This is a genomic window from Shewanella sp. 5_MG-2023, assembly GCF_030547465.1.
Lineage (GTDB): Bacteria > Pseudomonadota > Gammaproteobacteria > Enterobacterales > Shewanellaceae > Shewanella.
Genome location: NZ_JAUORC010000002.1, coordinates 67,767 through 91,017, shown reverse-complemented (window position 1 = coordinate 91,017; position 23,251 = coordinate 67,767). Strand labels below are relative to the sequence as shown.

The window sequence follows — 23,251 nt, the reverse complement described above, 5'->3', positions numbered from 1 at the left end:
ATCAATGGTTACTCAGTGTCACCGCCTACAGGTTTTATCATGCAAAGTATTTGTTGGCCCGCAGTCATCAAGCAGCAAAGCTGTGACGAGCTTATTTATCTAGCTAGTGATAGAGACTGGCTAGAGTTTTGCTGCTTAACTCCTCATATTGCAGGTACCTGCGATAAGTTACTCGACAGTGAAGGCAATACTTTCGATATTTCCATCAACTCAGCAACAGATACCAGCCAACCTATAACCGTAGCCGCATTGCCTCAATTAGCATTAAGCACTCAGGCTATCGACTTAATGACTTTCATTCATTATGTACGCCAACATGCCCAGCTAAATGGTCATTGCTGCAGCGCAAAGCTTATTTTCAGTACTATTAGACAAGGAATTGAAACGGTTGAATTTCTTGAGTCTGAATTTTCTTGAGTCAGCCTCACGACTCAGGCAAAATGCTGTTCCACATTTTATCCCGTAATACGAGTATCAAGCATGGAACTGTTAAACATAGAATGCCTAGGAAAACGCCTACGATTAGAGGGCTCCATGGCTGGCTGGCAACAGCTCTATTGGGATAATCAACTGGTTTCGCAAAAGTCGGCTTCTGCTGATAATCAAAGCTTTACTATCCACGAATTTGAGTTGTCTAGACCGAGTTCACTAGCAGAACCCAGTCATGATGATGTCATCACCCAAACCAACCGCCAAGTCATGAAAGTGCGCTTAGAGTCTGATGTGCAGTGGCAACCATTTATCATCAACTATACGGTTTTGGTGGACAATAACACCATTGCCGATGGCCAGCGTAACAGCAAGGACATAGAACGACAAACCCCTGAAGTGGCCCCAGTTAAACAACAAAAATTCAGTTTTGTTGGCTTAGCCTCTCTAGGTTTTAAGTTACTTAAAAGCGCCAAAGTGATTAAAGCCATGCTCGCTGCAGCCAGTGTGGCGGCCTACTCTTGGCTATTTTCAATTGAGTTTGCATTAGCCTTGATTGCCTGTTTGGTTATCCATGAATATGGTCATATCAAAGCAATGAAACACTTTGGCATGAAAACCAAAGGGATTTATTTGATCCCATTTATGGGCGGCCTTGCTGTTAGTGACGAGCGTATTAATACCCGTTGGCAGAACGTGGTGATCTCTATTATGGGGCCGACTTTTGGCCTGTTTATGTCCATCGGCTGTATGCTGGCTTATTGGCTGACGGGTAATATCTTTTTTGCCGGACTGGCCAGCTTTAACGCCCTATTAAACCTCTTTAATTTATTGCCGATACTGCCTTTAGATGGTGGTCATATTTTAAAAAGTATCACCTTTTCGATGAATAGCATGGTGGGTCTAATCGCCTGTATCGCAGGCGCAGCCGCTGGGGTATTCATTAGCTACAGCCTTGGACTGGCATTACTGGGCTTCTTATTATTAATTGGCAGTCTTGAGATTGTATTTGAATGGAAAAGCCGTCATCAAAGTCATTTATTGCCCCTTGACCGTTATGGGCAAATCTTCTCGACCTTGTGGTACTTCATTACGGTTGGCTTACTGATTGCTATTATTTGGTATTTTGCTGCATCTGGCGATGAAATGCTGTCGATGCCATTAGAAATATTAAGAAGCTAGTCAAATAAATAGCAGTGCTTAACATCAACTAAGCTAGCAAGAACTAAGCCTGAGAGAACTAAGTCCGTAAAAACTAAGCCCGTAAAAACTAGCTACGGGCTTAACTTGCTGAAAAAACGAAATTAACTTATCTATTTAGCTTATGGAATTTCAAATACCTTAGTCATGACTTTATACAGCTCAGTGCCTTGATGGACTGAAGCTGAAGCAAAATGCAGCACTGGCACGCAATCTATCGGCAAACTCACCGAAGTGACGGCATTATCACTGCCGTACTGATCTAACCTTAATAAGGTCACTAAAGGCTCGCCAGCAGCTAACGGCTCACCAACCGCTGCGCAGTATTCCACTAAACCCGCTTTAGGGGCATGAAACTTTTTATAATCCTTTAAGTAACAGCCCCAGCGTTTCATGCTGGCAGGAGCAACATGCTCTTTGATCACTCCCCGATGGCTCAAATAGGCCAAAATACCTAGGGCATCATTTTTAGCATCTGCCATATCAATACGTTCTTGGCTTGCTAGCTCTAAGGTAAAAGCCGCCACAGGCACATCGAATATGCGCCCTTTTAACGCTGCATATTCAGTTAATTGCCACCATGGACAAAAAACCGCTTCATCCATGGCGCCGCCAAATTCATTGGGGATAATTAACGATAAGGGGATCGAGAAAAACGCGGCTGCGGCTGCATCATACTCAGGGCAATAAAGGTGCTTTGCAGATTTAGGCCCGGTATGTAAATCAAGCACGATATCAGCGCCATGGGCCATATGTTGTAATGTCACCGCTAAGCGATGCCCGGTACTAATACCCCAAAGGTTGGCTAAACGTTGCTGGCAATTATTGACTAAGGTTTGCCTAAAAGCACTAAACAAGTCCTTGTCGGCAAAGTGTTGATGCTCAGTGAACCAGCTCGCAATATCAAGTGACTGATCATAATACTCTCGGTTCCAATTCACCCCAGTGATAGGATCAAATCGCCCTAAGGTAAACTCGCCACTTTTTTGATTAATGCCTAAAGGGTTGGCTAATGGCACGCAGTGAATATCGCCTAATACAGTGTAGTCTTGCAGTAAAGTCATCAGCTGATGTATCACCGCATTACCCTGCACTTCAGCCCCATGAACATTGGCCTGAATATAAACACTGGGCGCGGCGTCATCTGAGCCTTTAAAGCTAAACAGTGGCGCCGTTAACGCTTGGCCTGTGGCAAGCTCTCCCACTTCAACCCGAGACATGGTGGCTGAATAATCGTTAGCCTGTTCTGTAATTGAATTCACTGATGTCATACCTGCCACGTTAGCAATTATTCAAATAAGTTTTGGTGCAGAGAGTTAACCACATCTGCGGCTTCAGATTCAGCGACGAGAACACATAAGTTATGTGGGCTAGCCCCTTGGCAAATCATGCGCACATTATGCTGTTCAAGTACCCCAAAAACTCGGCTGCAAATACCTGCTGTTGACGCTATTTGATTACCAATAATCGCCACTAAAGCTAATTTATCTTCCACTCTTACACGGCAATTTTGTGATAGTTCTTGCAGTAATGACTCGCTTAATAACCCCTGCCCGCTGGAGTCAGAACCGGTTTTATCAAGCGTTAGTGACACATTAACTTCTGAGGTGGTAATCAAATCAACTGAAATTTTATGCTTAGCAAGCGTGGCAAAGGTGTGCGCTAAAAAGCCCTGAGCATGGAGCATTTGTAAGCTATGCAGGTTTAATAAAGTTTGATCGCGTCTTAGAGCCACAGCTCGATAAACCGGGGCATCTTCTACTTGATGACGGATCCAAGTTCCACCTTGTTCAGGTGCTTTACTGGAACCAACAAACACCTGAATTTGTTGACGCACGGCCGGTAAAATCGTCGCAGGGTGTAATACTTTAGCGCCAAAGGTAGCCATCTCAGCCGCTTCATTAAAGCTAATTTCAGCGATAGGTCTCGCATTAGGCGCTAAACGTGGGTCAGTGGTATAAATTCCGGCCACATCAGTCCAAATCTCTACCGCATCTGCTTTTAAGGCTTCAGCTAATAACGCAGCTGAATAATCACTGCCGCCACGGCCTAAGGTGGTGGTGTTGCCTGCTTCATCAGCGCCAATAAAACCTTGAGTCACGATCACTTGCTGAGCCAATAACGGCTGTAAATGCTCCGCGCCTAGGAGCGCAATTTGCTCAATTTGCGGCTCTGCTTTACCAAAATGGCTATCGGTTCTTAATACTTGGCGCACATCAAATGAACTTGATGGCGTGCCTTTTTGGCGAATAACCGCAGAGAACAATAATGATGAACATTGCTCACCCATGGATAACAGCTCATCAATGATGGCTTTGCTTCTATCGAGCACTAACTTATCACTAAGCACTGCCATTCTGCTTAATAGCTTATCAATCGTAGCAGCTACATCTTGTGGACGCGCCAGCTTATCAACAATGTCATATTGAATTTTAGCAATTTGAGTGACTAAACTTAAGCGGCGTTGGTCGTTCACATTGGCTTGAGTTAACTCAACCAGTAAATTAGTGACACCGCTAGAAGCACTAACAACAACGACGCGGGTATTGGCATTGGCTAAAATAATGTCCGCACAGCGGTTCATGGCGTCAAAATCAGCAACTGAGGTGCCACCGAACTTAGCAACAACTAAACTCATGCTGATACCTCCACGACATTCGCAGACGAACTTTTACTAGACAAAGTTTTAGTAGACAAAGTTTTAGCAGACAAACTTTGACTAAACATACTTTCAGTAGACATGGACTGAGTAGACATAAACTGAGTACACAGTATTGGAACAACTTGAAATTTAATACGTAAAAACATGATTACACTCCGAACTTACTTCGTTCGAAGAGCCTGGTGCAGTGATAACGCACCCTTAAAGAAGGGAAACAGCAATCTTTCACCAGAAGCTCTCCACCAAAAAATAGGTGACAATCGCTAGGATTCAACCTAAACGACCGATACCGAATGCCAACCAAACATACCAGTACCTCGGCGCTAATCTCCCTCATAAGCTGTCATAGGAATTGGTTTTCCTCGAACTTACTACCTAGCTAACGCTCCTCTTCTGTTTCTTCCCACAGGAAGAGCATGAAAATACCAATAAATAACAACTCAAGTCAATTGGGATATGCCATAAAATCGTCAAATAACACAATACGTAAATAGAGACACTGAGCTCAAAATAGTATCATGTAAGCTATTATTTATAATTTGAAACAAAAAAGTGATATAAAACAATAGTGATTAAAAAATAAAAAGTAATAACCTCAATGTAAATTCGAGGTTATTGAGTTAAAACCTTCAACTAAACTGCACAATTAAGCTTCAATATTAACAATCAAGTTTCAACAGTATATAAATAGCCATTGCCCTAATAAAAATATAAAAATAACAATAAAAAAAGGCACTTAACTAAGTACCTATAGAAGGAGTTACTGATATTAAACATCCTCGATAACTGATACAAATGTCACTTAATCGCCGATCATGTTATTCATCGTGCAAATCAGGTAATTCATTAACTAAAACCGTTCGTGGGCCAAACTCGCCAATTAACACTTCCTTGTCAGGTGCTTCACCACAGGCAAGTAATGACAACACCCCATTATCAACATAGTAAATAGCGAGCTGTTTAAACTCTCGGCCTAACGCTAACGCTTGGTCTTTTTCTATAAAGACTGCCCAACTTTTTTCCATATGAGATAAGTCTGGCGCCGCGCCAATTAAGCAACGATAGGGGCTATTAAATTGCTGAATTTTCCGTTGAAGTCGCCTATCTAACAAACGGTTTTGACACGGATTCAATTGGCTGCCTAAGGGATTATGGGCGGTGACAATGGCGAAGGGGACAGCGTAAGAAAGGCGCTGAGTAAGTAGAAATTGGGTCCCTTGATACTTAAACCAAAGGTTATCTATTGAATTATTCATCATTTATTTTTCTCAATTAAGACCAATTCAGTGTAGCAAACCAAGACTTGGACCAACACCCTGTGTGATGTAAGTCACAAGAACAATAATTATATTTAACCTAAAAATCATAAGCTTACCCAAAAAAGCATTTTTGTAACAAATCTTCCCCGTAAATTTGTTAACATTTCATTTGTTAACAAATGCCTAAAACGAGTACAATATCTCACACTAGCTAGATTTTGCTACATAACGCTAAGTTGTGACACAAGCGACTACATTTACTGAAATTAAATCTTGGTAAAGTGTTCAAGCTTTTAAAATGTGTTCTACATTTTAAAAGACTGAATATAAATGTAGGACAAAATTAGGTTGCGAAGGAACTTTAATCAGCAATTTAATCTCTTAGTTTATATGAATCATCGGTTTTACAGATATTTTGACAGGTTGTGAGCTTACTCAAGCTCAGCATACGATCTGAATATTGATTTTTTATGATCAAAATTTACGTCACGTATAACTCTTTTATAGAAGTGCGATAAATATTAGTGCCTTAAACTGGTTTATATATTGTAGTTAGTCATGAAGCGTGTTTTGTTCAGGGCAGACATAGATAAACACCTATCGTGAATTTATAAATTATCGGCGTTTTCTTAGCTATATAACGCCACAGCCCTAGTGCAACATGACTAGAATCGAATTGTTTTTAATTTAGGTAAATGACATGCAAAACCCACACATTCTTATTGTTGAAGATGAAGCTGTAACCCGTAATACTCTACGTAGTATTTTTGAAGCCGAAGGGTATGTAGTAACTGAAGCAAACGATGGCGCAGAAATGCATAAAGCCATGCAGGATAATAAGATTAATCTTGTTGTTATGGATATCAACCTTCCTGGTAAAAACGGTTTATTATTAGCCCGTGAACTTCGTGAAATTAATAACATTGGCCTTATTTTCCTTACTGGCCGTGATAACGAAGTTGATAAGATCCTTGGTTTAGAAATTGGCGCTGATGACTACATCACTAAGCCATTTAACCCACGTGAATTAACTATCCGTGCTCGTAACCTATTAACTCGTGTAAACAGCGCTGGCGCTGAAACCGAAGAAAAAGGTTCAGTTGAGTTTTACCGTTTCAACGGTTGGAGCTTAGAAATCAACAGCCGTTCTTTAGTTAGCCCACAAGGTGAGTCTTACAAATTACCTCGCAGTGAATTCCGTGCGATGCTTCACTTTGTAGAAAACCCAGGCAAAATCTTAACTCGTGCAGACTTGTTAATGAAAATGACTGGCCGTGAGCTTAAGCCACATGACCGTACTGTTGACGTGACTATCCGTCGTATCCGTAAGCACTTCGAAAGTTTACCAGACACGCCAGAAATCATCGCAACTATCCACGGTGAAGGTTACCGTTTTTGTGGTAACTTAGAAGATTAATTTCGTCTGCAATTAATGTGCTTATTTGATTAAGCTCATTGGGTAGCAAATGAAAATAAAAGCCAAGTCACTGACTTGGCTTTTTTATGGGCTATTAAAAATGAACTATCCCTCATGGACGATAACAAGTGATCTATAACTAATGGGCTATTATTGCCAACCCATTACCTATTACCCATTTGCTATAAACAGCGCTACTTAAGCTCGCGTTCTAAAAAGGCAGCTAAGGATTTATACAAATGATTCCTCACCTTTTCACCGCGCATAGAATGCTTTGAGCCAGGGTAGTCTATCATTTGAAATAACTTGCCTTCATCTTGCAGCGCTTTATATACGCGGGTGCTATTTTCAAACAACACATTATCGTCAGCCATACCGTGATACATCAGCAAACCAGACTGATAATTTTCCACATAAGGGGTAATGCTGCTGGCATCGTAACCTTGTTTATTCTTAGCAGGGTGACCCATATAGCGCTCGGTATAATGGGTGTCATACAAACGCCAATCGGTCACGGGCGCACCTGAAATTGCCGCTTTGAAATAATCAGGGGCTTTAAACTGGCTCATTAACGCCATATAGCCGCCATAACTATGACCATAAATAGCGATATTATCGCCATCAATAAATGGCAGACTTCTTAAGTAATCTACGCCCACTTTTTGATCGTTAACTTCTGCATCACCCATATTCTGGTAAATAACGTATTCAAACTTAGTACCACGATGGGCTGAGCCGCGGTTGTCTAATTGAAATACAGCAAAGCCTTGTTGTAATAGATATTGGGTAAAGTAATCCGCTTCACTCCAGCTATTAACCACTAATTGCGCATGTGGCCCACCGTATACTCGAACAACTACTGGGTATTTTTTGCTGGCATCAAAATCAGTGGGTTTAAATAATCGGTACTGCAGATTTTGGCCATCTTCAGCCTTTAATTGGCCAAAATCTGGTATTTGCCATAAACCCGCAACGTCATACAAAGGATGGGTTTGGTTAATTTCATTTTGTTCTACCCACATTAAATGCTCGCCAGTGTCATTGTGCAAACTCACCTGTGGCGGCTGAATTAAACTATTGAAGTAATCTAAATAAATTGGTTTTTTATCAGCAAAGACTGCTGAGTGCATCCCGGCTTTAGTTGATAGTTTTTCAATCTTGTCACTGGTTAATGACACTCTATATAAATGGCGTTCAACAACTGTGTCTTTTCGGCCTGAAAAATACACCCAGCCCGCCTGCTCATCCACAAACTCAAGATCATCAACCGCCCACAGCCCTGTGGTTAATTGCTTTATTTGTTTACCCGACAGGTCAAATAAATAAAGGTGCTTAAAACCATCACGCTCTGAGGCCCAAATAAACGCTTGTTGTTGCTTTAAGAAATGTAAGTCATCGTTAAGGTTTACCCATGCTTGGCTGCGCTCTTTGACAACCGTGTTAGCTTTAACGTCTGAACCAGGTTTTGAACCAAGGTTAATGATGCGTAAGTCCAATGCCTGCTGATCGCGGCTTTGCCATTGAAATGATAACTGCTTGCTATCTGGCAGCCATTTTACTCGCGGTAAATACATATCCTTCTCTTTACCTAAATCAATCCACTGCACTGCTTTACTCGCCAGCTCAATCACGCCAAGTTCAATCTCAACATTGGCTTTACCCGCATAAGGATAACGCTGCTCAGTCAGTTTTATACCGTCAGCATAAATCTCATTACGGGTGACTAATTCAACACCTGACTCATCAATACGAGTAAAGGCGATAGCTGATTCATCTGGCGACCACCAGTAACCTGTCATTCGGCCCATTTCTTCTTGGGCGACAAACTCTGCCATGCCGTTTTTAATCGGCCCTTTACCATCAAACGTCAGCTGAGTTAGCTTTTCTGTTGCCAGCTCCAGTACAAAAATATTTTGCTCGCGCACAAATGACACATAACGGCCTTTAGGGGACAAACGCGCATCAGTGACAAAGCCTTCACCGGTATTTAATGCCTGCGCCTTTTGATCCGCCAAGGTATAAAAATACAGCTTGCCTGCAGCTGGAATTAATAACGCTTGGCCATCATCAGCCCAAAAGTACTCCATGATCCCTTGACCATAAATACGTTGACGTTCGCGGCGGGCTTTTTCTTCATCAGATAATTCGCCCCCAGCCAGCTTATCGGCATTAAGCAACATACTGCGCTTTGCAGTGCTGATATCCATTTGCCATAAGTCATAAAAATGCTGGTTATATTCACGGCTAGCAAGATACGTCACTCGGCTACCATCGGGAGACAGTTTTAATCCCCGAGGGCTAGCGCCGGCCAAGGCTGGTGATGCATGAATTCTTTCTATGGTCAGTGGAGTGGTATTGCCGGATATTTTCATGGTAGAGGCCATTGCATGATCTGAAATAAGAGCGCCAGTAAACACTAGCGGAATTGCCGACAGCATCAACGCCGCGGTCGATTTCCATTTTTTAGTCATTATCAATCCTTGGGAAGCCATAAATTTATATTTATCGTTATTATTATTTTCGCTGCCAATATTAATTTAACCAAAAATCAACTGAAAGCATTATTTACCAGCGAGTTTATAACAAATCTACTGCAAGTCATATATTGCTCATCTTTTTCACGCTGTAATATGGACAAATCTGAGGTATTATCCTTGATAATAAAATAAAACATTAACCACTGGTTACCGACCTTAACCTCTACTGTCTTAGGAACAAGCATGCAAACTTTGACACAAACCCTGACCAACCAAGCAGTATCAGCTTCGCTTTCACAATTAGTACTTAGCCTTGCCGATTGCTCAAAAGCAATTAGTAAAGCAGTGCAACATGGTGCATTAGCTGGTGTTTTGGGCGCTACTGAACAAGAAAATGTTCAAGGCGAAACCCAAAAGAAACTCGACGTGATTACCAATGACATGCTCAAAGATGCACTTAAAGCTGAAGGCAATGTTCGCGGTCTTGCATCTGAAGAAGAAGATTATGTTGTTGAAGTCAATCAAGACGGCGAATACTTAGTTTGTTTTGATCCTCTAGACGGTTCATCAAATATCGATATCAACTCACTGGTAGGGACGATTTTCTCAGTGCTACCTGCTGGCGAAGGCGAGTTTAACGAGCAAAGCTTTTTACAAAGTGGCCGCAAACAAGTTGCCGCAGGTTATGTGCTTTACGGCCCATCAACCATGATGGCGCTCACCACAGGTCAAGGTACTCAACTTTATACCTTAGATCCTGACACTAACGAGTTCCTGCTCACCACAGCAGAAGTGAGTATCAGTAAAGATACCGCTGAATTTGCGATCAATATGTCCAATCAGCGCTTTTGGGAAGCACCAATGCAAACTTACATTGCTGACTTAGTATTAGGCACTATTGGGCCCCGTGAAAAGTCATTCAATATGCGCTGGATTGCTGCAATGGTGGGTGATGTTCACCGCGTATTATGTCGTGGCGGTATCTTTGCTTACCCAACCGATAATAAGAACCCTGAAAAGCCGTACAAGCTGCGTTTAATGTATGAAGCCAACCCTATGGCTTTATTGGTTGAACAAGCCGGTGGTAAAGCATCTACAGGCTATGGTGATATCCTAGATATCGAACCAACAGCTATCCATCAACGTGTTGCTGTTATTCTTGGTAGCGCCAACGAAGTGGATACTTGCTTAAGCTACCATGATGTTGATTACAGCCAAGAGCCGACAATTGATTAATTGCGCTTTTAGCTACTATTAAAAAACCGCCTGCTGGCGGTTTTTTTGATCTTGCTAGCTATTAGTGATTAGTAATGATTGAGCTAATAGATAACTAAGTTTTAAAAACAACATGGCCTGCAATTGCAGGCTATGTAATGTTAGCGCTTTAGCTACGATTAAATAGCGAGCTTATGCCTCAGCATTAAGCTGATGTGGTTTTTCCGTTTGATCCACTATGGTTAATACCGCAGTATCACCCACTACGTTACAAGATGTCAGTACCATATCAATAATACGATCAAGTGCTGCCACAATGGCAAAGGCTTCGACTGGTAAACCTAATTGGTAGATAAGCACACCAATCATCACCATGCCGCCGCCGGGTACGCCACCAGCGCCCACTGACAATAAAAACACACTAAATAACAATGCTGGAATTTGCTCTGCTGTAATTGGCATACCAAAAGCATTGGCCACAAAGAAAATCGCGATAGTAATGTAAATTGACACTCCGCCCATGTTCATCGTTGCCCCGAGTGGCACCCCGAATCCAGCGACAGCGCGGCTAACAGCTAACTTATCGGTTAAGGTACGCATGGTCACAGGGATGGTCGCATTTGAACTGGCGGTAGAAAGCGAGAATAAAATCTGCTCTTTGGTTTTTTCACGAAAGCTCGAGGCTGATACCGGGGTGAAAATCGACACTGCTGTAGGGTAAACCACAAAAATCCATAACAACAGCAATGCTAAGATGATAACCAGGTATTCAACCACGCTGACAAAAATAGCCGGCTCAAGGGTTGCCGCTAATTTAAACATCAAGGCAAACACACCAATTGGCGCAAGGCTCATTACCACAGTGATTAAGCGCATCATGATTTTATTGGCTGTTTGAAAACCTTGCACTGCGCCGCTAACGCTCTCACCCATTGATTTAATCACGCCGCCTAACAGCAAGGCCATGAAAATAACTTGCAGCATATTACCTGAAGTAAATGCGGCAAATGGGTTATTAGGCACTATGCTAACAATCAGCTGCATTAAGTTAGGTAACTCAGTTGCAGTAATGCTCACGCCGCCATCGCTAGACATATCAACGCCTTTACCTGGCTCCAGTAACATGGCGACTAAAAATGCCGCTGTGATAGCCACCAAGGTATTAATAATATAAAAGCTAAAGGTTTTACCGCCCAAACGGCCAAAGCTCTTTAAATCTTGCAGTTCACACACGCCGCAAACAATACTGACAAATACCAGTGGCACCACTAGCATCATGATCATATTAACGAACATGGTACCAATACCGCTGGCAGCATTGACTAAGGTGCCTGAGAAGAAGCTGACATCATTGAGGGCAAATTGGACAATACTGCCCAATATTAGTCCAAAGAATAATCCGATAAAAATGCGGCTTGATAATGATTTGGTCATATCGCGAACGTTCCTAATAAAAGTCAAATTAACGCTGATTTCGCTGTTGTAACGACTTACACAGGCTCAATACTGAGGTTAATTCGACTGAAAATTTGTTTTAATTATTTTTAACGACAAGGATACTGGGACAAGAAGCAATTTAATTCAATGCTATCGATCAATTAGTTTGAGCGGCCACTGAGCAGCAGCATTTACAACTACCACCAAACTGTTGAATTAAAACAACTTAAACTAAAGCAGTTGAATTATAAATATTTTTAGCAGGATTCAAGACTAAAAAACACAACACTAACAGTATTATACACTACCGCAAGAGTACTAATGAGTTGAGAACACTACAACTCTGACGACAATTTAAGCTAATAACTAGCGTTTTATAAAAGCGCAACATTTGCTTCTATTTATCCCATGCTGGCAGCATTAACCAGTGCCCAACAAAGATAACATTAATGCAAACAAGACGCTTAATTACCACAACATTACAGCTTATTCTATTATCGGTTAATGCAGCTTTGAAGCTCGGGCTGTAGCGCTAATGAAATGACATAAAAAAGCTGCTTGGTTGGCACCAAACAGCTTTTTTGTAAATCAGTTCTGGGATGATTCACTTATCAAGTTTAAGCCAGCCATAACTCCACATCATGGATCATAAAGTTACCGTTATAAACAGGATCAGGATGGCCTATGGGCTCAAGTTCAAAATAAGCTTTGTGCTCATCGGGCAAACCTTCGTAGCCGCCAATCACTTGATAAAGCCAATTCTCAGATGCCCAGTGCAACTTATGCTCTTCTAAGTATTCCAGTGCTGATTGACGAACTCCTGAATCAATCACGGCGCAGAAGTATTCATCTACCGCTAGCTTTAGTGGATTATCAGGAATATCAAAATCCTCCACCGCAGTCATGGTCATGGACACATCGTGCTCACGCACTTTTGCCGGCAATAAGTCGCGGCTAATGGTTTTAATTCTCGCCACCGTATCGAGCAAGATAAGCTCATGGCTGGCGTTATTAACGTCGACACTGGCAGGCTTAATGATGGCTTCAGCGCAGTTAAACAATTTCGGCACAAACTTATGCGCCACATGATCATCAGGTTGATAATCAGGATGCAAATCTGTGTGCAGTAAAAAGCCTTTTAATAATCGAGTACGCCCCTGAATTTGACGAAAACGCCCCAGTAGCTCTAGCAAGCGCCCTTGCACTGCACTAATTTCTTGAATGCACTGACTTAAGGTTTCTTGCAGATTGGTCACCAGTAAGCGTCTTAGCTCGCGAATATCACCGGCGGTATCACTAAGCTCACTAAACTGGAACATTTCTAAGCCGTTGAGTAATTCAGACACCTGACTTTGGGCTAATTCATTTTCACGAATTTTGGCACTAATACTACCAACATAACCAAACTCATTATTAATACGGCCCCACAATACCCGAATGGAGTAGCGCAGGCTGTCGGTAAAGCTGTAAACGTGCTCGTTTAAGTCAGCTAAATACGCCTCTGCTGCGCCATAATCAATATTGTGCCTTGCTTCTTTGTAATGATCAGCCAGTGTTTTAATGGTGCTAAACGCCGAGCCGACATTGGCATCAATTTGCCGATTACGCTCATCACTTAAAGCTTCTTCAAGTAACGCCCGTACCGAGCGTTTTAAGCGCAGCTCTTCATCGGGCTCTGGGCGCCATAAAATGCCACTTTTTCTGAGTTTCTCAATCACTGCTGCGTCATGGGTTTGCTCATTCACTGAGCCAGCAAGATAGGCATCCATAACCACATCAGAATGGCGACTCAGCTGTTTTAGTAGCTTAACCCCCGCTTGATGTAAATTATTGCTCATAATAAATCCTTTTGGGTGGCCGTTTCAGCTTGCGCTTCAAGGCTTAACCCTTCAGTTTCATCAATAAAGCGAATCACTTCGTACAAATAATCAAGCTTGCCGGTGGCAATATAAATTTGTTTCTCGCTATTAGGTTTTACCAAATAACCCAACTCCACTAAGCGCTTAAACACCAATTTAATTTGGTTGTCGGCATTGCTACTGGTTGAGCCAAATAAGCGATATTGGCTCAACTTAGCGAGCTGCTCCATAAACGCTGGCGTATCTTCAATACGCGCTTGCAGCTCAGTTAAGCGTATTGGCGCACCTTCACTTAAAGGCGCATCTTGGCCGCTACTTTCTTGTACTAGCACCAACCATTCCACCAGCGGAATAAGCGCCGAGCAAATATCTTTAAACTGGCTAGAAATCACTTTACGTTCTTGCTCACCCAGTTGCTGGTAGCCGCAAAAGAACACATCACCTTCTGCTGCAGAAGAAATCGTGCGGTTGATTTGATTTAAATACTGCTCCACTTTATCAAAGGTGGCACTGCTTTTCAGGGCGCGCCAGCCATCTTCATTGGTGGTGCGACAAATAAACTCACCACGAAGCAGTTGCTCAATCAGCATGCCAGTGCCAACCAGTGTTGTTTCGGTACTTGCCGTAACCTCAGACATTAAATAGCCTCCTTATTGGCATGTTGACTTAAGCGTGCAGCCAATGGGTTGGCTTTAGGTTTCACCACTTGTAATTTACGGGTTTGCTTATTGATAATGTAGCGATTAGCAAACAAGTTCAGCACTTCAGATTCTGGGTTAGGAAACGCCCCTAATACGCTGATATTGTTATTAACGCAGGCATCAAATATCTTCTTCACGTTGGTGTGGTGCAAGGTGCCCAACTCATCAATAGGCCAATGAATAGTGACATCGGCTTTACCCCGTAATAGGCGAGTAAAGGCCAGTAAGAACTTACATAAAATCAGATAAGCCATACCATGACTTGAAGATTCATTAAGCTGTCTATCGGTGCGAATAATTAAGTCGCTGTTGCCTTCTTTTAAGCGCAGCTCAATTTCCAGCAGTTTAGCAATGCCGCCACTTAACGCCGAGCGACCAATAATATCTAAGGCGCGGCGCATACTTGAGGTGTAATGCTCATCAGGCAGCTCACTAAAGCCATCGGCTTTCCACTGTTTAAAGGCTTTAACAAACACTTCAAGCTCAGGCCAAAACTCAAGTTCGCTAATGCGAGAACGAATCTTAACCGCGGATTCAGATACCCCATCAAGAAACAACTCTTCACCCACTTCGCGAGTAATACGCGCGCTTTGGGAGGCGATACGTCTGTCGATGTCTGCTAATACATCGTAATAAGCGGTTAAGTCGATACCAAAAATACGCCCTTGCTCGCGAATGGCCATCAAGGATTGCGGCACCATCACATTCAATAACTGTTCAAGTTGTGGAACCAACTTGCGATAATCCAGTAGGCGGATACCTTTATCATTGCTAAAGCTTGATTCATCTCGGGCACGTTCCCAAAACTCAGCTAAGCTCGAGCCTGACTTACTGGCAATAACCGAATCAAAATGCTCAACGTATTGTTTTACTGAGCCCAGTAAATAATCACGCTGTAGTAATAATTCTTCACCTTGTCTTAAGCGCTCACCAATGCCACCAGCGGCTTCATCTTTAGTTGGCGGCAATTTAAGCTCAGCCAGTTTTCGCATCACAGCCCGCAGCTTGGTGAGATTTTCAGAAGCCTCAACTTGCGCAGCATCCGAGGCTTTTTTCAAGCTTTCAAAGTGTTGTTTACGCTGCTTAACGTCAGTGGTTTTATTGGCAAGCTGCTGTTCTAACTCAAGGGCTGCTTGCTTAACTTTGGATAAATCGGTTTGCAATTTCGGCTTGGCAATTAGCCAGGCATTTTGATACCAATGCTCATATCGCAAGACATCACTGCGACGCTTTTCCGCATTACTGATTTGGGTTTCAAGATCCCGAATTTGCCCTTTTAATGCCACGATAGCCGCTTCATCAACCCCGCGAGATTTAAGCTCGTTTTTGTACCATGATTCACAGGCTTTTTGCTCTTGCTTAGCATTACTACGGCGAGTGTCGATATTGGCTTTAATTTGCCCTAGCTGATTATCTAGCGCACCGACCACATCTTGCCAATAGGCATTTTTTTCCATGCGGGCTTCAAGGGCTTGCTCTTTTTGCTCACTAAGCCACTCTAGGTGCTTATTGTGCTGCTGCTTGAGCTCGTTTTCTAATTGAATCAGACGCTTGCTGGCATGGGCTTTACGCTCGGATAACGCTTGATTGATTTGCTCTTGTGAGCTGCGCTTTTCATCAAATAAACGCCGCACATCTTCACGGCTGTTTTTATAAGCAGTGCGAGCAAAAGTCAGCTCTTTATTAAGCGTGTCTAATTGATCGTTAATGGCTACCAGTTGATCTTCGTTTTCCGACTTTAACTCTTCAGCTTGAGCTAAGGCTTCTTCAGCTTTAGCTAAGCGCAGGCGTAAATCTTGCTCTGAGGCAGCATAATCAGGCACATCAATGGCTTTAAGATCTAAGCCAATACCAAATAATACCTCGCCATTACTGTCTGCAACATGGGGATGGAGATCGGTGCGGTGTAATAGTTCAGGGGCAATAACCTTACCAAAGCTTTGCTCCCAACCTGAGGACTCTTTACGCAAAAACTCTAATAGAGTGTGTGATTGTGGAAATAACACCCCTTTGACATCATCAACATCAGCTAAGCGCTCATTCACTCTCACACTGGCGATTCGAAGTGCCTCAGAGACTTGATCGCGTTTGGCGCGCAGTTTTCTTTCTTCTATTGATAAGCGATCGACTTTTTGATTACAGCTTTCTTGTTCTTCATCAGCGCGGCTAATGCGCTCATCAAACACTGCTAAGCTCATTTTCTCTTCTTCGGTGTAGCTGACACCGTCGATTTGATGTTTCAGCTCACCTTGGCTGAGCTTGAGTTTAAATTCTTGTTCAGCAAACTGCGCTTTACCGGCATCGGTTTTTTCACGCCATAAGCTGTCGAGTTGAGTTAAATCATCGTTAGCAGATTCACGCTGGGCATCACGGGTTTCACGAATGCTATCTTGCTCTTGATGCAGTGACTCAAGCTCTCGGTGTAACTGCTCAGCAATTTTACTACGGCGGGTACTGTAAGCCGCTTCAATGTCTTGGTGCTTTTCAGTTTGTAACTTATGACGCTCTGATAAGTTTTCTAAATCACTGCGCCAATTATCTAAACTGTCTAAGTCGGCTTTAGCTTGTTCAATATTGGCATTTAAAAAGCCTTCATATTGATCTTCAATGCCATCAAGCTCAGCTTCATATTTGCGGATATCACCTTGGGCGAATGACAATTCTTGGCTGATCTCATCGCGGGCTTCTTTCCATTCTTCGTCCAGAAGGCGCAGTTGTAAACTGGTCTCTTTAGACTGATTTTCACTGCGCTCTTGGCGCTGTGCTTCAAAGGTTTCATCGCTACGATAGCCTTTAGCTAAACTGCCTAGTCGAAGCTCGGCGCTCAGTAACTGATTAAACTCTTGTTCTAGCTTTTCAAATTCAGGGCGAATTTGCTCAAAACCTTGAACTAACTGACTTTCACGGATCCAGCTTTCTACTCGCTGTGGGTTTAAGCGTGAGGTTGGCGGGTTAACACCATCTTCTTCTAAAATGGCGGCTACCATTGACTTAACGGTTTCCATTTTGCCTTCTTTAGAATGCACCGCTTTGGCCAGTTTTTCGATATGACGTAGCGAGTATTCGCTATCACACAATGAGAACTGATGGGCGTAATTACGTAGCTCGCTTTTATTGCCGCCGGTGGACAATAAACTGCGATCATGTTGAATAATCGCGCGGTATTCTCGGGTATTCAGCAAGTTAGTATGCGGCACCGACTGGCGCTTCATTTCACGGCCTAACTCCGCCATGGTATGACAAATGATGGTATCGCCATTACGGTTTTTAACGTAATCATCAAGCTCGAAACCTTTGGCAATAAAGCGGTAATTCACCCCTTTACCGTCACCGGCGGATGCCATTAGCGCTTGATAAAGCTGGCCGTCACTCTTTTGATATTCATAGATGATGTAACTTGAATCATGGGGAAGATACCAACGCTCAAAACTATCACGGGTTGAAGGCACGACTCGGCTAGGGTACTCACCATAAAACACTGGGACTAATCGCTGCAGTGTGGTTTTACCTGAAGCATTGGTACCACAAATGTTGGTGTGTCCATCTAGCTGCAGTTCCACCACACCAGGAAGGTGAGTATTAATTAACACTATTCTGATCAAGCTTGGCATTGGCATCCTTTTCCGTACTTTCCGCAACGGCTAAAAACAAGATTTTAGGGAATTTATTTTAATGAGCTATAAGTTAAATCAAAGCGCTGAATGAAGCAATTTAGCTGATAACAAAGCGTGAAATAATAACCGATAAAGGCTGCTTTACTCGCCTAACAAAGCAGCAAACGGCCAGTATATTGTTTTTACCAGCATGAAGTTGTGGGATATCACTTAGGTTTTATGCGAGGCTAAGGCGGATAAGCTGATTCAGAGATAAAAAAACCACCTTTGCGATGGCGTTAAAAATGAATATAACCAAATAAAATTTCACTATTAGTCAGCAGCTCCCCCCCCTTTTCACTGATTCAGGAGCCCCTTTAATAACCATTCCAGTGCGTTATTTTTAACAGCGCTAAACACAAAAAAAGCCAGCTTATTTAAATAAGCTGGCTTTTTGTCAAAATTCAATAATGCGTTAAGCACTTTATAAACGCTTTTCTATCAGCGCTTTTCGATTAAGAGCACGAACAAAGTGATTCGTTTTCGTTACAACACTGTCATTGCGACTAATTAAGCCGCTTCTGTCTCAGTTTTTTCAGACTCAAGCTCAACTTGCTCAGCCGCTGACATGTCAGCTTCACTGTGTCTAATCAGATAATCAAAGGCACCGAGTGAGGCAGTCGCGCCGCTACCCATGGCAATAATGATTTGTTTATAGGCTGAGTTAGTGACATCACCTGCGGCAAATACCCCTGGTATGGAAGTTTGGCCTTTGCCATCAACAATAATTTCACCACGATTAGTTAACTCTACAGTGTCTTTTAACCATTCAGTATTTGGCACTAAACCAATTTGAACGAAAATCCCTTCAAGCGCGACATTATGCGATTCGTTAGTACTGCGATCGGTATAAGTGAGCCCGGTAACGCGTTTGCCATCACCTAGCACTTCTGTGGTCATCGCTTCAGTGATGATGGTGATATTACCCATTGAGTTGGCTTTGCGCTGCAAAACTTCATCAGCGCGAAGGCTAGTATCAAACTCAAGTACAGTAACGTGCTCAACGATATTCGCTAAATCGATAGCCGCTTCAATACCAGAATTACCGCCGCCAATCACAGCGACGCGCTTACCTTTAAATAACGGCCCATCACAATGTGGGCAATAGGCTACGCCGCTGCCGCGGTATTCTTGCTCACCAGGGACGTTCATTTCACGCCAGCGCGCGCCGGTTGCTAACAATATGGTCTTACTTGATAAAATCGCGCCGCTTTCAAGTTCGATTTCAAAACGCTCACCCGATTTAAGGGATAGCGCCCGTTGGTTGTCCATGACATCAACATCGTAATCTTTCACGTGAGCTTCAAGATTGGCAACTAATTTTGGCCCTTCGGTTTTTGACACTGAGATAAAGTTTTCAATGCCGACAGTTTCTGCCACTTGACCGCCAAACTTATCAGCCACTATGCCAGTGCGCAGGCCTTTACGCGCCGCGTAAATGGCAGCAGATGCGCCTGCAGGGCCACCACCAACCACTAATACATCAAAGCTTTGTTTATTATTTAGTTGTTCTGCTTGTCGTGCTACAGCATTGACGTCTAACTTATTTAAAATTTCTACTACGCTAATGGCGCCAACAGAAAATGGCTCGCCATTCATATATACCGTCGGTACTGACATGATATTACGGTCATTAATCTCATCTTGGAATAATGCACCATCAATCATCACGTTAGTAATATTGGGGTTAATCGCTGCCATCATATTCAGTGCTTGTACCACTTCAGGACATGTCTGACAGCTTAGTGATACGTAGGTTTCAAACTTAAACTCACCGGGCAGATCTTTAATTTGCCCAATAACCTCATCGGTTAATTTAATTGGGTGGCCACCTGAGTGCAGTAGTGCCAACACTAACGAGGTAAATTCATGGCCCATAGGTAAACCAGCAAAGCTAATGTTGCTACCAAGTTCTGGGTTAATGATACTCATTGATGGGGTTCGGATCCCTTGCTGCTCTTTAAGGCTTACAAGGTTTGATAAGCCAACAATATCATTGGCTAAAGAGCTCAATTCTTTTGCTTTCGGGCTATCGTCTGCTGACACGACAAGTTCAACTGGTCGTTTAAGGTTTTGCAGATAAGTCTTCAGTTGATTTTTAATATTCGCATCTAACATACGTGTGCTCCTAGTATTGAAGTTGAGCCAAAAAAAAGCCTAATTCATAAATGCTAAACCCATTTAGCATTAACAAAGAACCAGGCTGATTGGAGTGTGATGAAACTTAGCTGAACCGTGGATGAGGCGACTCAGCTATTGGAGAGAATTAAAGCCAGTGGTTTAGATTTTACCTACTAGGTCAATTGATGGTGCTAATGTGTCTTCACCTGGCTGCCATGCTGCTGGACATACTTCGCCGTCATGTGATGCAACATATTGTGCTGCTTGAATTTTACGAACTAATTCAGCTGCGCTACGGCCAATACCTAGGTCATGAATTTCAGCAACTTTGACTTCGCCTTCCGGGTTCATTACGAACGTACCACGAAGTGCTAAACCGTCTTCTTCAATCATCACACCGAAGTTGCGAGTAATTGCGCCAGTTGGGTCACCAATCATTGGGTAGTTAATTTTACCGATAGTGTCTGAACTTGAGTGCCATGCTTTATGAGTGAAGTGGGTATCTGTTGATACTGAGTAAACTTCAACACCCATTTCTTGTAACTTAGCGTAATGGTCTGCCATGTCGCCTAATTCAGTAGGACATACAAAAGTAAAATCAGCTGGATAGAAAAATACTACTGACCATTTGCCCAGTAAATCTTGTTCAGTTACTGAAACAAAGTCACCATTGTGAAAAGCAGTTGCAGAAAATGGCTTGATAGTTGAATTAATAATTGATTGAGTCATGGGTGTGCTCCGTTATATTTAAAGTAAATTCTAATTTAGTGTGTAGCTGTATCTGTTTGATGGAATAGATAATAGCGACAAGTTAGAATTAAATATAACGGGTAAAAACTATCACCCTAATCGATTTTTTAGAAAGTGAACACTAAATAAACCTTGGCAATCGAAATGCTCGATAAGCGAGCATTCGTTGGTGTAAAGGTGAGCAATGGCTATTAATTAAAGCAAAAAATAAACAATTAGCAGGATAGCCAAACTGTTGAGGCAAAGGCTGTCATTAATCGGTTGCTTGTTAGTTAGTTAGTTAGTTATTAGTACTAGCACCGCAAGTGCCACTATCATTTGCTAACAGCTATTCCCATTGAGTGAAACGTGTCAGTGAACGTCTTGTTGGATAGCCAGGCTGTTGAGGCAAAGGCTGTCATTAATCGGTTGCTTGTTAGTTAGTTAGTTAGTTAGTTAGTTAGTTAGTTAGTTAGTTAGTTAGTTAGTTAGTTAGTTAGTTATTAGTACTAGCACCGCAAGTGCCACTATCATTTGCTAACAGCTATTCCCATTGAGTGAAACGTGTCAGTGAACGCCCTACTGGGTAATCAAGCTGTTGCGATAATTGCTGCAACTGCTGTTTGTTATAAGCTGAGCTAAAAGAATGTGGCTGCTTACTGGCGTAAACCACCCAATTTCCCCCTCCTGTTAAAGTGGCATAAACATTGGCAAAGTGCGCTGATAACACTTGCTTTAGCAGCTCACTTTTACTGTGCTCTTTCCAGCAGTTAAGCACTAAAAAACCTTCCGCTTTAAGGCCTTTATGACAAGTGCCAATGAACTCGCTGGTTAATTGCTTTTCATCAACCCCTTGCTCGATATACATATCAGCAAAAATAATATCCACTTTTTTGTGTTCAGCTCTGGCTAAAAATGTGCCGCCATCATCAAGTTCAATTTTAAGCTTTTTGCCAATAGGCAATTGAAAATAGCGTTTAGCAATCTCAATCACATCAGCGCGCAACTCAACTGCAGTCAGCTTAATCCCGGCATCAAAACGTCTAAGTGCATGCACCAGCCCGCCGCCACCAAGGCCAAATATGATGGCACTTTTAGGTTTGCTAAATAGCAGTACCGCTAGCATGGCCTGAACATAGGTATGCTGAGGGATATGGGGCGCCGCTTTCAGTATTTTACTCTGCTCGTCATTGTCACCAAAAGATAACACGCGAAAATCGCCATCATCTAATACATAGATGGGGCCGATATCGTCACTGACATGGTGTAACTGCTGGTACTCTGACATGGAGTTCTCATGGTTTATAGGCAGGATATTCGGCGAAATTATACCGCATAAATAGATCTTTTAAGCAGTTTTTATTGCCCCTAAAACCCCAACATTTAGCTCACCAATCGTTAAAAACAACCAAGCAATAGCAACAGTTAGCCAACCTGCACACAGTAAACAAACTAGTTCAACATTTCAGATACTTAGCCATAAATAACCCAACACACTGACGTGACAGCCATCACATACTCCAAGGGAGAAATGCCTATAATCCGCAGCTGATAAAAAAATAAGAGATTGATGAAATGAAAAAGAAGTTTTTAGCAACTGCTGCAATGATCGTAACTTGTAGCCAACTATCTGGCTGTATGGGACAAATGGCCACAAGCCAAATGGTCACTAAGTTAAATTTAGATACTGTCGACAACCGTTATGGTCGTGCGGGTTTATTCGCATTATTGTCGCCAGTTTATGGTTTAGCAGCTACAGCTGATCTTTTTGTATTTAACAGCATTGAGTTCTGGACTGGGACTAACCCATTAACAGATAAAGAAGCGGTAGTTGATTTACCAACTGATGCTATTTTTAAAATGAATAAGCACGTTAGCGACGACTTTAAAACGGCGCCAGTTAAACTATCAAGTGCACAAATTAGTCAACAGGATGAGCGCACTCTGGTGATGACCTTGGCTTATGAAGATGGCTCTAAGCAAGAGTTGATTGGCAGTAAAGGCGAAGAGCATATCGATTTTTATCTTGATGACATGCTAGTGGCTCAAGTAAGCCTTGCTGAATTAGCGCAATATCAACAAGCGGCTTAAG

General features: G+C 42.5%; 16 protein-coding genes and 1 riboswitch. Of the genes, 5 read left to right on the top strand and 11 right to left on the bottom strand.

All coding sequences use genetic code 11. The features are described 5' to 3' along the window. Positions 1-39 precede the first annotated feature (39 nt). Together Q4557_RS01360 and Q4557_RS01355 are read left to right on the top strand one after the other, a co-directional pair. The gene (locus Q4557_RS01360) at positions 40-417 is read left to right on the top strand and encodes a DUF4144 family protein (protein WP_102436720.1); all 378 of its coding nucleotides are present in this window, start codon (positions 40-42) and stop codon (positions 415-417) included. A 63-nt stretch (positions 418-480) separates the two neighbouring features. Further along, the gene (locus Q4557_RS01355; RefSeq protein ID WP_102436718.1) at positions 481-1,611 is read left to right on the top strand and encodes a site-2 protease family protein; all 1,131 of its coding nucleotides are present in this window, start codon (positions 481-483) and stop codon (positions 1,609-1,611) included. Positions 1,612-1,751: 140 nt separating this feature from the next. On the opposite strand, the gene Q4557_RS01350 is transcribed toward Q4557_RS01355, so the two are convergent. The 3 genes from Q4557_RS01350 to Q4557_RS01340 all read right to left on the bottom strand — a co-directional run bounded on the left by Q4557_RS01350 (position 1,752) and on the right by Q4557_RS01340 (position 5,547). Beyond that, positions 1,752-2,900 carry a succinylglutamate desuccinylase/aspartoacylase family protein gene (locus Q4557_RS01350; protein WP_102436716.1) on the bottom strand — a complete coding sequence of 383 codons (1,149 nt, stop codon included), beginning with the start codon at positions 2,898-2,900 and terminating at the stop codon, positions 1,752-1,754. Between the two features lie 17 nt (positions 2,901-2,917). Beyond that, a complete protein-coding gene (gene lysC, locus Q4557_RS01345; protein WP_102436714.1) occupies positions 2,918-4,267 on the bottom strand; it encodes a lysine-sensitive aspartokinase 3 in 1,350 nt (449 codons plus the stop codon). Positions 4,268-4,515: 248 nt separating this feature from the next. Further along, positions 4,516-4,692: riboswitch (Lysine riboswitch) on the bottom strand. A gap of 417 nt (positions 4,693-5,109) precedes the next feature. After that, on the bottom strand, positions 5,110-5,547 hold the full coding sequence (locus Q4557_RS01340) for a DUF3293 domain-containing protein (protein ID WP_102436771.1): 438 nt from the start codon (positions 5,545-5,547) through the stop codon (positions 5,110-5,112). A 703-nt stretch (positions 5,548-6,250) separates the two neighbouring features. Between Q4557_RS01340 and arcA the strand changes: the two genes are divergently transcribed. Continuing rightward, positions 6,251-6,967 (top strand): two-component system response regulator ArcA, encoded by a 717-nt coding sequence (gene arcA, locus Q4557_RS01335; RefSeq protein ID WP_076540527.1) that lies wholly within the window; start codon positions 6,251-6,253, stop codon positions 6,965-6,967. A gap of 194 nt (positions 6,968-7,161) precedes the next feature. Here the strand turns inward: arcA and Q4557_RS01330 are convergent, their stop codons facing one another. Next, on the bottom strand, positions 7,162-9,438 hold the full coding sequence (locus Q4557_RS01330; RefSeq protein WP_303410234.1) for a S9 family peptidase: 2,277 nt from the start codon (positions 9,436-9,438) through the stop codon (positions 7,162-7,164). Between the two features lie 249 nt (positions 9,439-9,687). On the opposite strand from Q4557_RS01330, the gene Q4557_RS01325 reads away from it, so the two are divergent. Continuing rightward, complete coding sequence (locus tag Q4557_RS01325) at positions 9,688-10,680, top strand: class 1 fructose-bisphosphatase (RefSeq protein WP_102436710.1); 993 nt, start codon at positions 9,688-9,690, stop codon at positions 10,678-10,680. A gap of 171 nt (positions 10,681-10,851) precedes the next feature. Here Q4557_RS01325 and Q4557_RS01320 read toward each other — a convergent pair whose 3' ends face one another. From Q4557_RS01320 to Q4557_RS01290, 7 genes are all read right to left on the bottom strand, one after another. Then, entirely contained in the window at positions 10,852-12,093 is a 1,242-nt protein-coding gene (locus Q4557_RS01320; RefSeq protein ID WP_102436708.1) for a dicarboxylate/amino acid:cation symporter, read from the bottom strand. Positions 12,094-12,713: 620 nt separating this feature from the next. Beyond that, a complete protein-coding gene (locus Q4557_RS01315; protein ID WP_102436706.1) occupies positions 12,714-13,934 on the bottom strand; it encodes a phosphoenolpyruvate carboxylase in 1,221 nt (406 codons plus the stop codon). Further along, entirely contained in the window at positions 13,931-14,593 is a 663-nt protein-coding gene (locus Q4557_RS01310; RefSeq protein ID WP_076540535.1) for a hypothetical protein, read from the bottom strand. Before Q4557_RS01310 ends, Q4557_RS01315 begins: the two co-directional genes overlap by 4 nt. After that, positions 14,593-18,267, bottom strand: coding sequence for an ATP-binding protein (locus tag Q4557_RS01305; protein ID WP_303410230.1), 3,675 nt, complete (start codon positions 18,265-18,267; stop codon positions 14,593-14,595). The genes Q4557_RS01310 and Q4557_RS01305 overlap by 1 nt, the downstream gene beginning before the upstream one ends. Positions 18,268-18,819: 552 nt before the next feature. Beyond that, entirely contained in the window at positions 18,820-20,427 is a 1,608-nt protein-coding gene (ahpF, locus tag Q4557_RS01300; RefSeq protein ID WP_102436702.1) for an alkyl hydroperoxide reductase subunit F, read from the bottom strand. A 162-nt stretch (positions 20,428-20,589) separates the two neighbouring features. After that, positions 20,590-21,159 (bottom strand): alkyl hydroperoxide reductase subunit C, encoded by a 570-nt coding sequence (gene ahpC / locus Q4557_RS01295; RefSeq protein ID WP_076540540.1) that lies wholly within the window; start codon positions 21,157-21,159, stop codon positions 20,590-20,592. 544 nt (positions 21,160-21,703) lie between these two features. Beyond that, positions 21,704-22,447: a spermidine synthase gene (locus tag Q4557_RS01290; protein ID WP_102436700.1), complete on the bottom strand. Its 744-nt coding sequence runs from the start codon at positions 22,445-22,447 to the stop codon at positions 21,704-21,706. 287 nt (positions 22,448-22,734) lie between these two features. Here Q4557_RS01290 and Q4557_RS01285 point away from each other — a divergent pair, with 287 nt between their 5' ends. Then, complete coding sequence (locus tag Q4557_RS01285; protein ID WP_102436698.1) at positions 22,735-23,250, top strand: DUF3332 domain-containing protein; 516 nt, start codon at positions 22,735-22,737, stop codon at positions 23,248-23,250. The last annotated feature ends 1 nt before the right edge of the window (position 23,251 follow it).

Bases quoted from the DNA above. Each gene is read 5' to 3' on its own strand.
- Q4557_RS01305 (WP_303410230.1), bottom strand. From the start codon at position 18,267: ATGCCAAGCTTGATCAGAATAGTGTTAATTAATACTCACCTTCCTGGT.
- Q4557_RS01310 (WP_076540535.1), bottom strand. From the start codon at position 14,593: ATGTCTGAGGTTACGGCAAGTACCGAAACAACACTGGTTGGCACTGGC.
- Q4557_RS01320 (WP_102436708.1), bottom strand. From the start codon at position 12,093: ATGACCAAATCATTATCAAGCCGCATTTTTATCGGATTATTCTTTGGA.
- ahpF (WP_102436702.1), bottom strand. From the start codon at position 20,427: ATGTTAGATGCGAATATTAAAAATCAACTGAAGACTTATCTGCAAAAC.
- Q4557_RS01290 (WP_102436700.1), bottom strand. From the start codon at position 22,447: ATGTCAGAGTACCAGCAGTTACACCATGTCAGTGACGATATCGGCCCC.
- Q4557_RS01355 (WP_102436718.1), top strand. From the start codon at position 481: ATGGAACTGTTAAACATAGAATGCCTAGGAAAACGCCTACGATTAGAG.
- Q4557_RS01325 (WP_102436710.1), top strand. From the start codon at position 9,688: ATGCAAACTTTGACACAAACCCTGACCAACCAAGCAGTATCAGCTTCG.
- Q4557_RS01340 (WP_102436771.1), bottom strand. From the start codon at position 5,547: ATGAATAATTCAATAGATAACCTTTGGTTTAAGTATCAAGGGACCCAA.
- Q4557_RS01350 (WP_102436716.1), bottom strand. From the start codon at position 2,900: ATGACATCAGTGAATTCAATTACAGAACAGGCTAACGATTATTCAGCC.
- Q4557_RS01330 (WP_303410234.1), bottom strand. From the start codon at position 9,438: ATGACTAAAAAATGGAAATCGACCGCGGCGTTGATGCTGTCGGCAATT.
- ahpC (WP_076540540.1), bottom strand. From the start codon at position 21,159: ATGACTCAATCAATTATTAATTCAACTATCAAGCCATTTTCTGCAACT.
- lysC (WP_102436714.1), bottom strand. From the start codon at position 4,267: ATGAGTTTAGTTGTTGCTAAGTTCGGTGGCACCTCAGTTGCTGATTTT.
- Q4557_RS01315 (WP_102436706.1), bottom strand. From the start codon at position 13,934: ATGAGCAATAATTTACATCAAGCGGGGGTTAAGCTACTAAAACAGCTG.
- Q4557_RS01285 (WP_102436698.1), top strand. From the start codon at position 22,735: ATGAAAAAGAAGTTTTTAGCAACTGCTGCAATGATCGTAACTTGTAGC.
- Q4557_RS01360 (WP_102436720.1), top strand. From the start codon at position 40: ATGCAAAGTATTTGTTGGCCCGCAGTCATCAAGCAGCAAAGCTGTGAC.
- arcA (WP_076540527.1), top strand. From the start codon at position 6,251: ATGCAAAACCCACACATTCTTATTGTTGAAGATGAAGCTGTAACCCGT.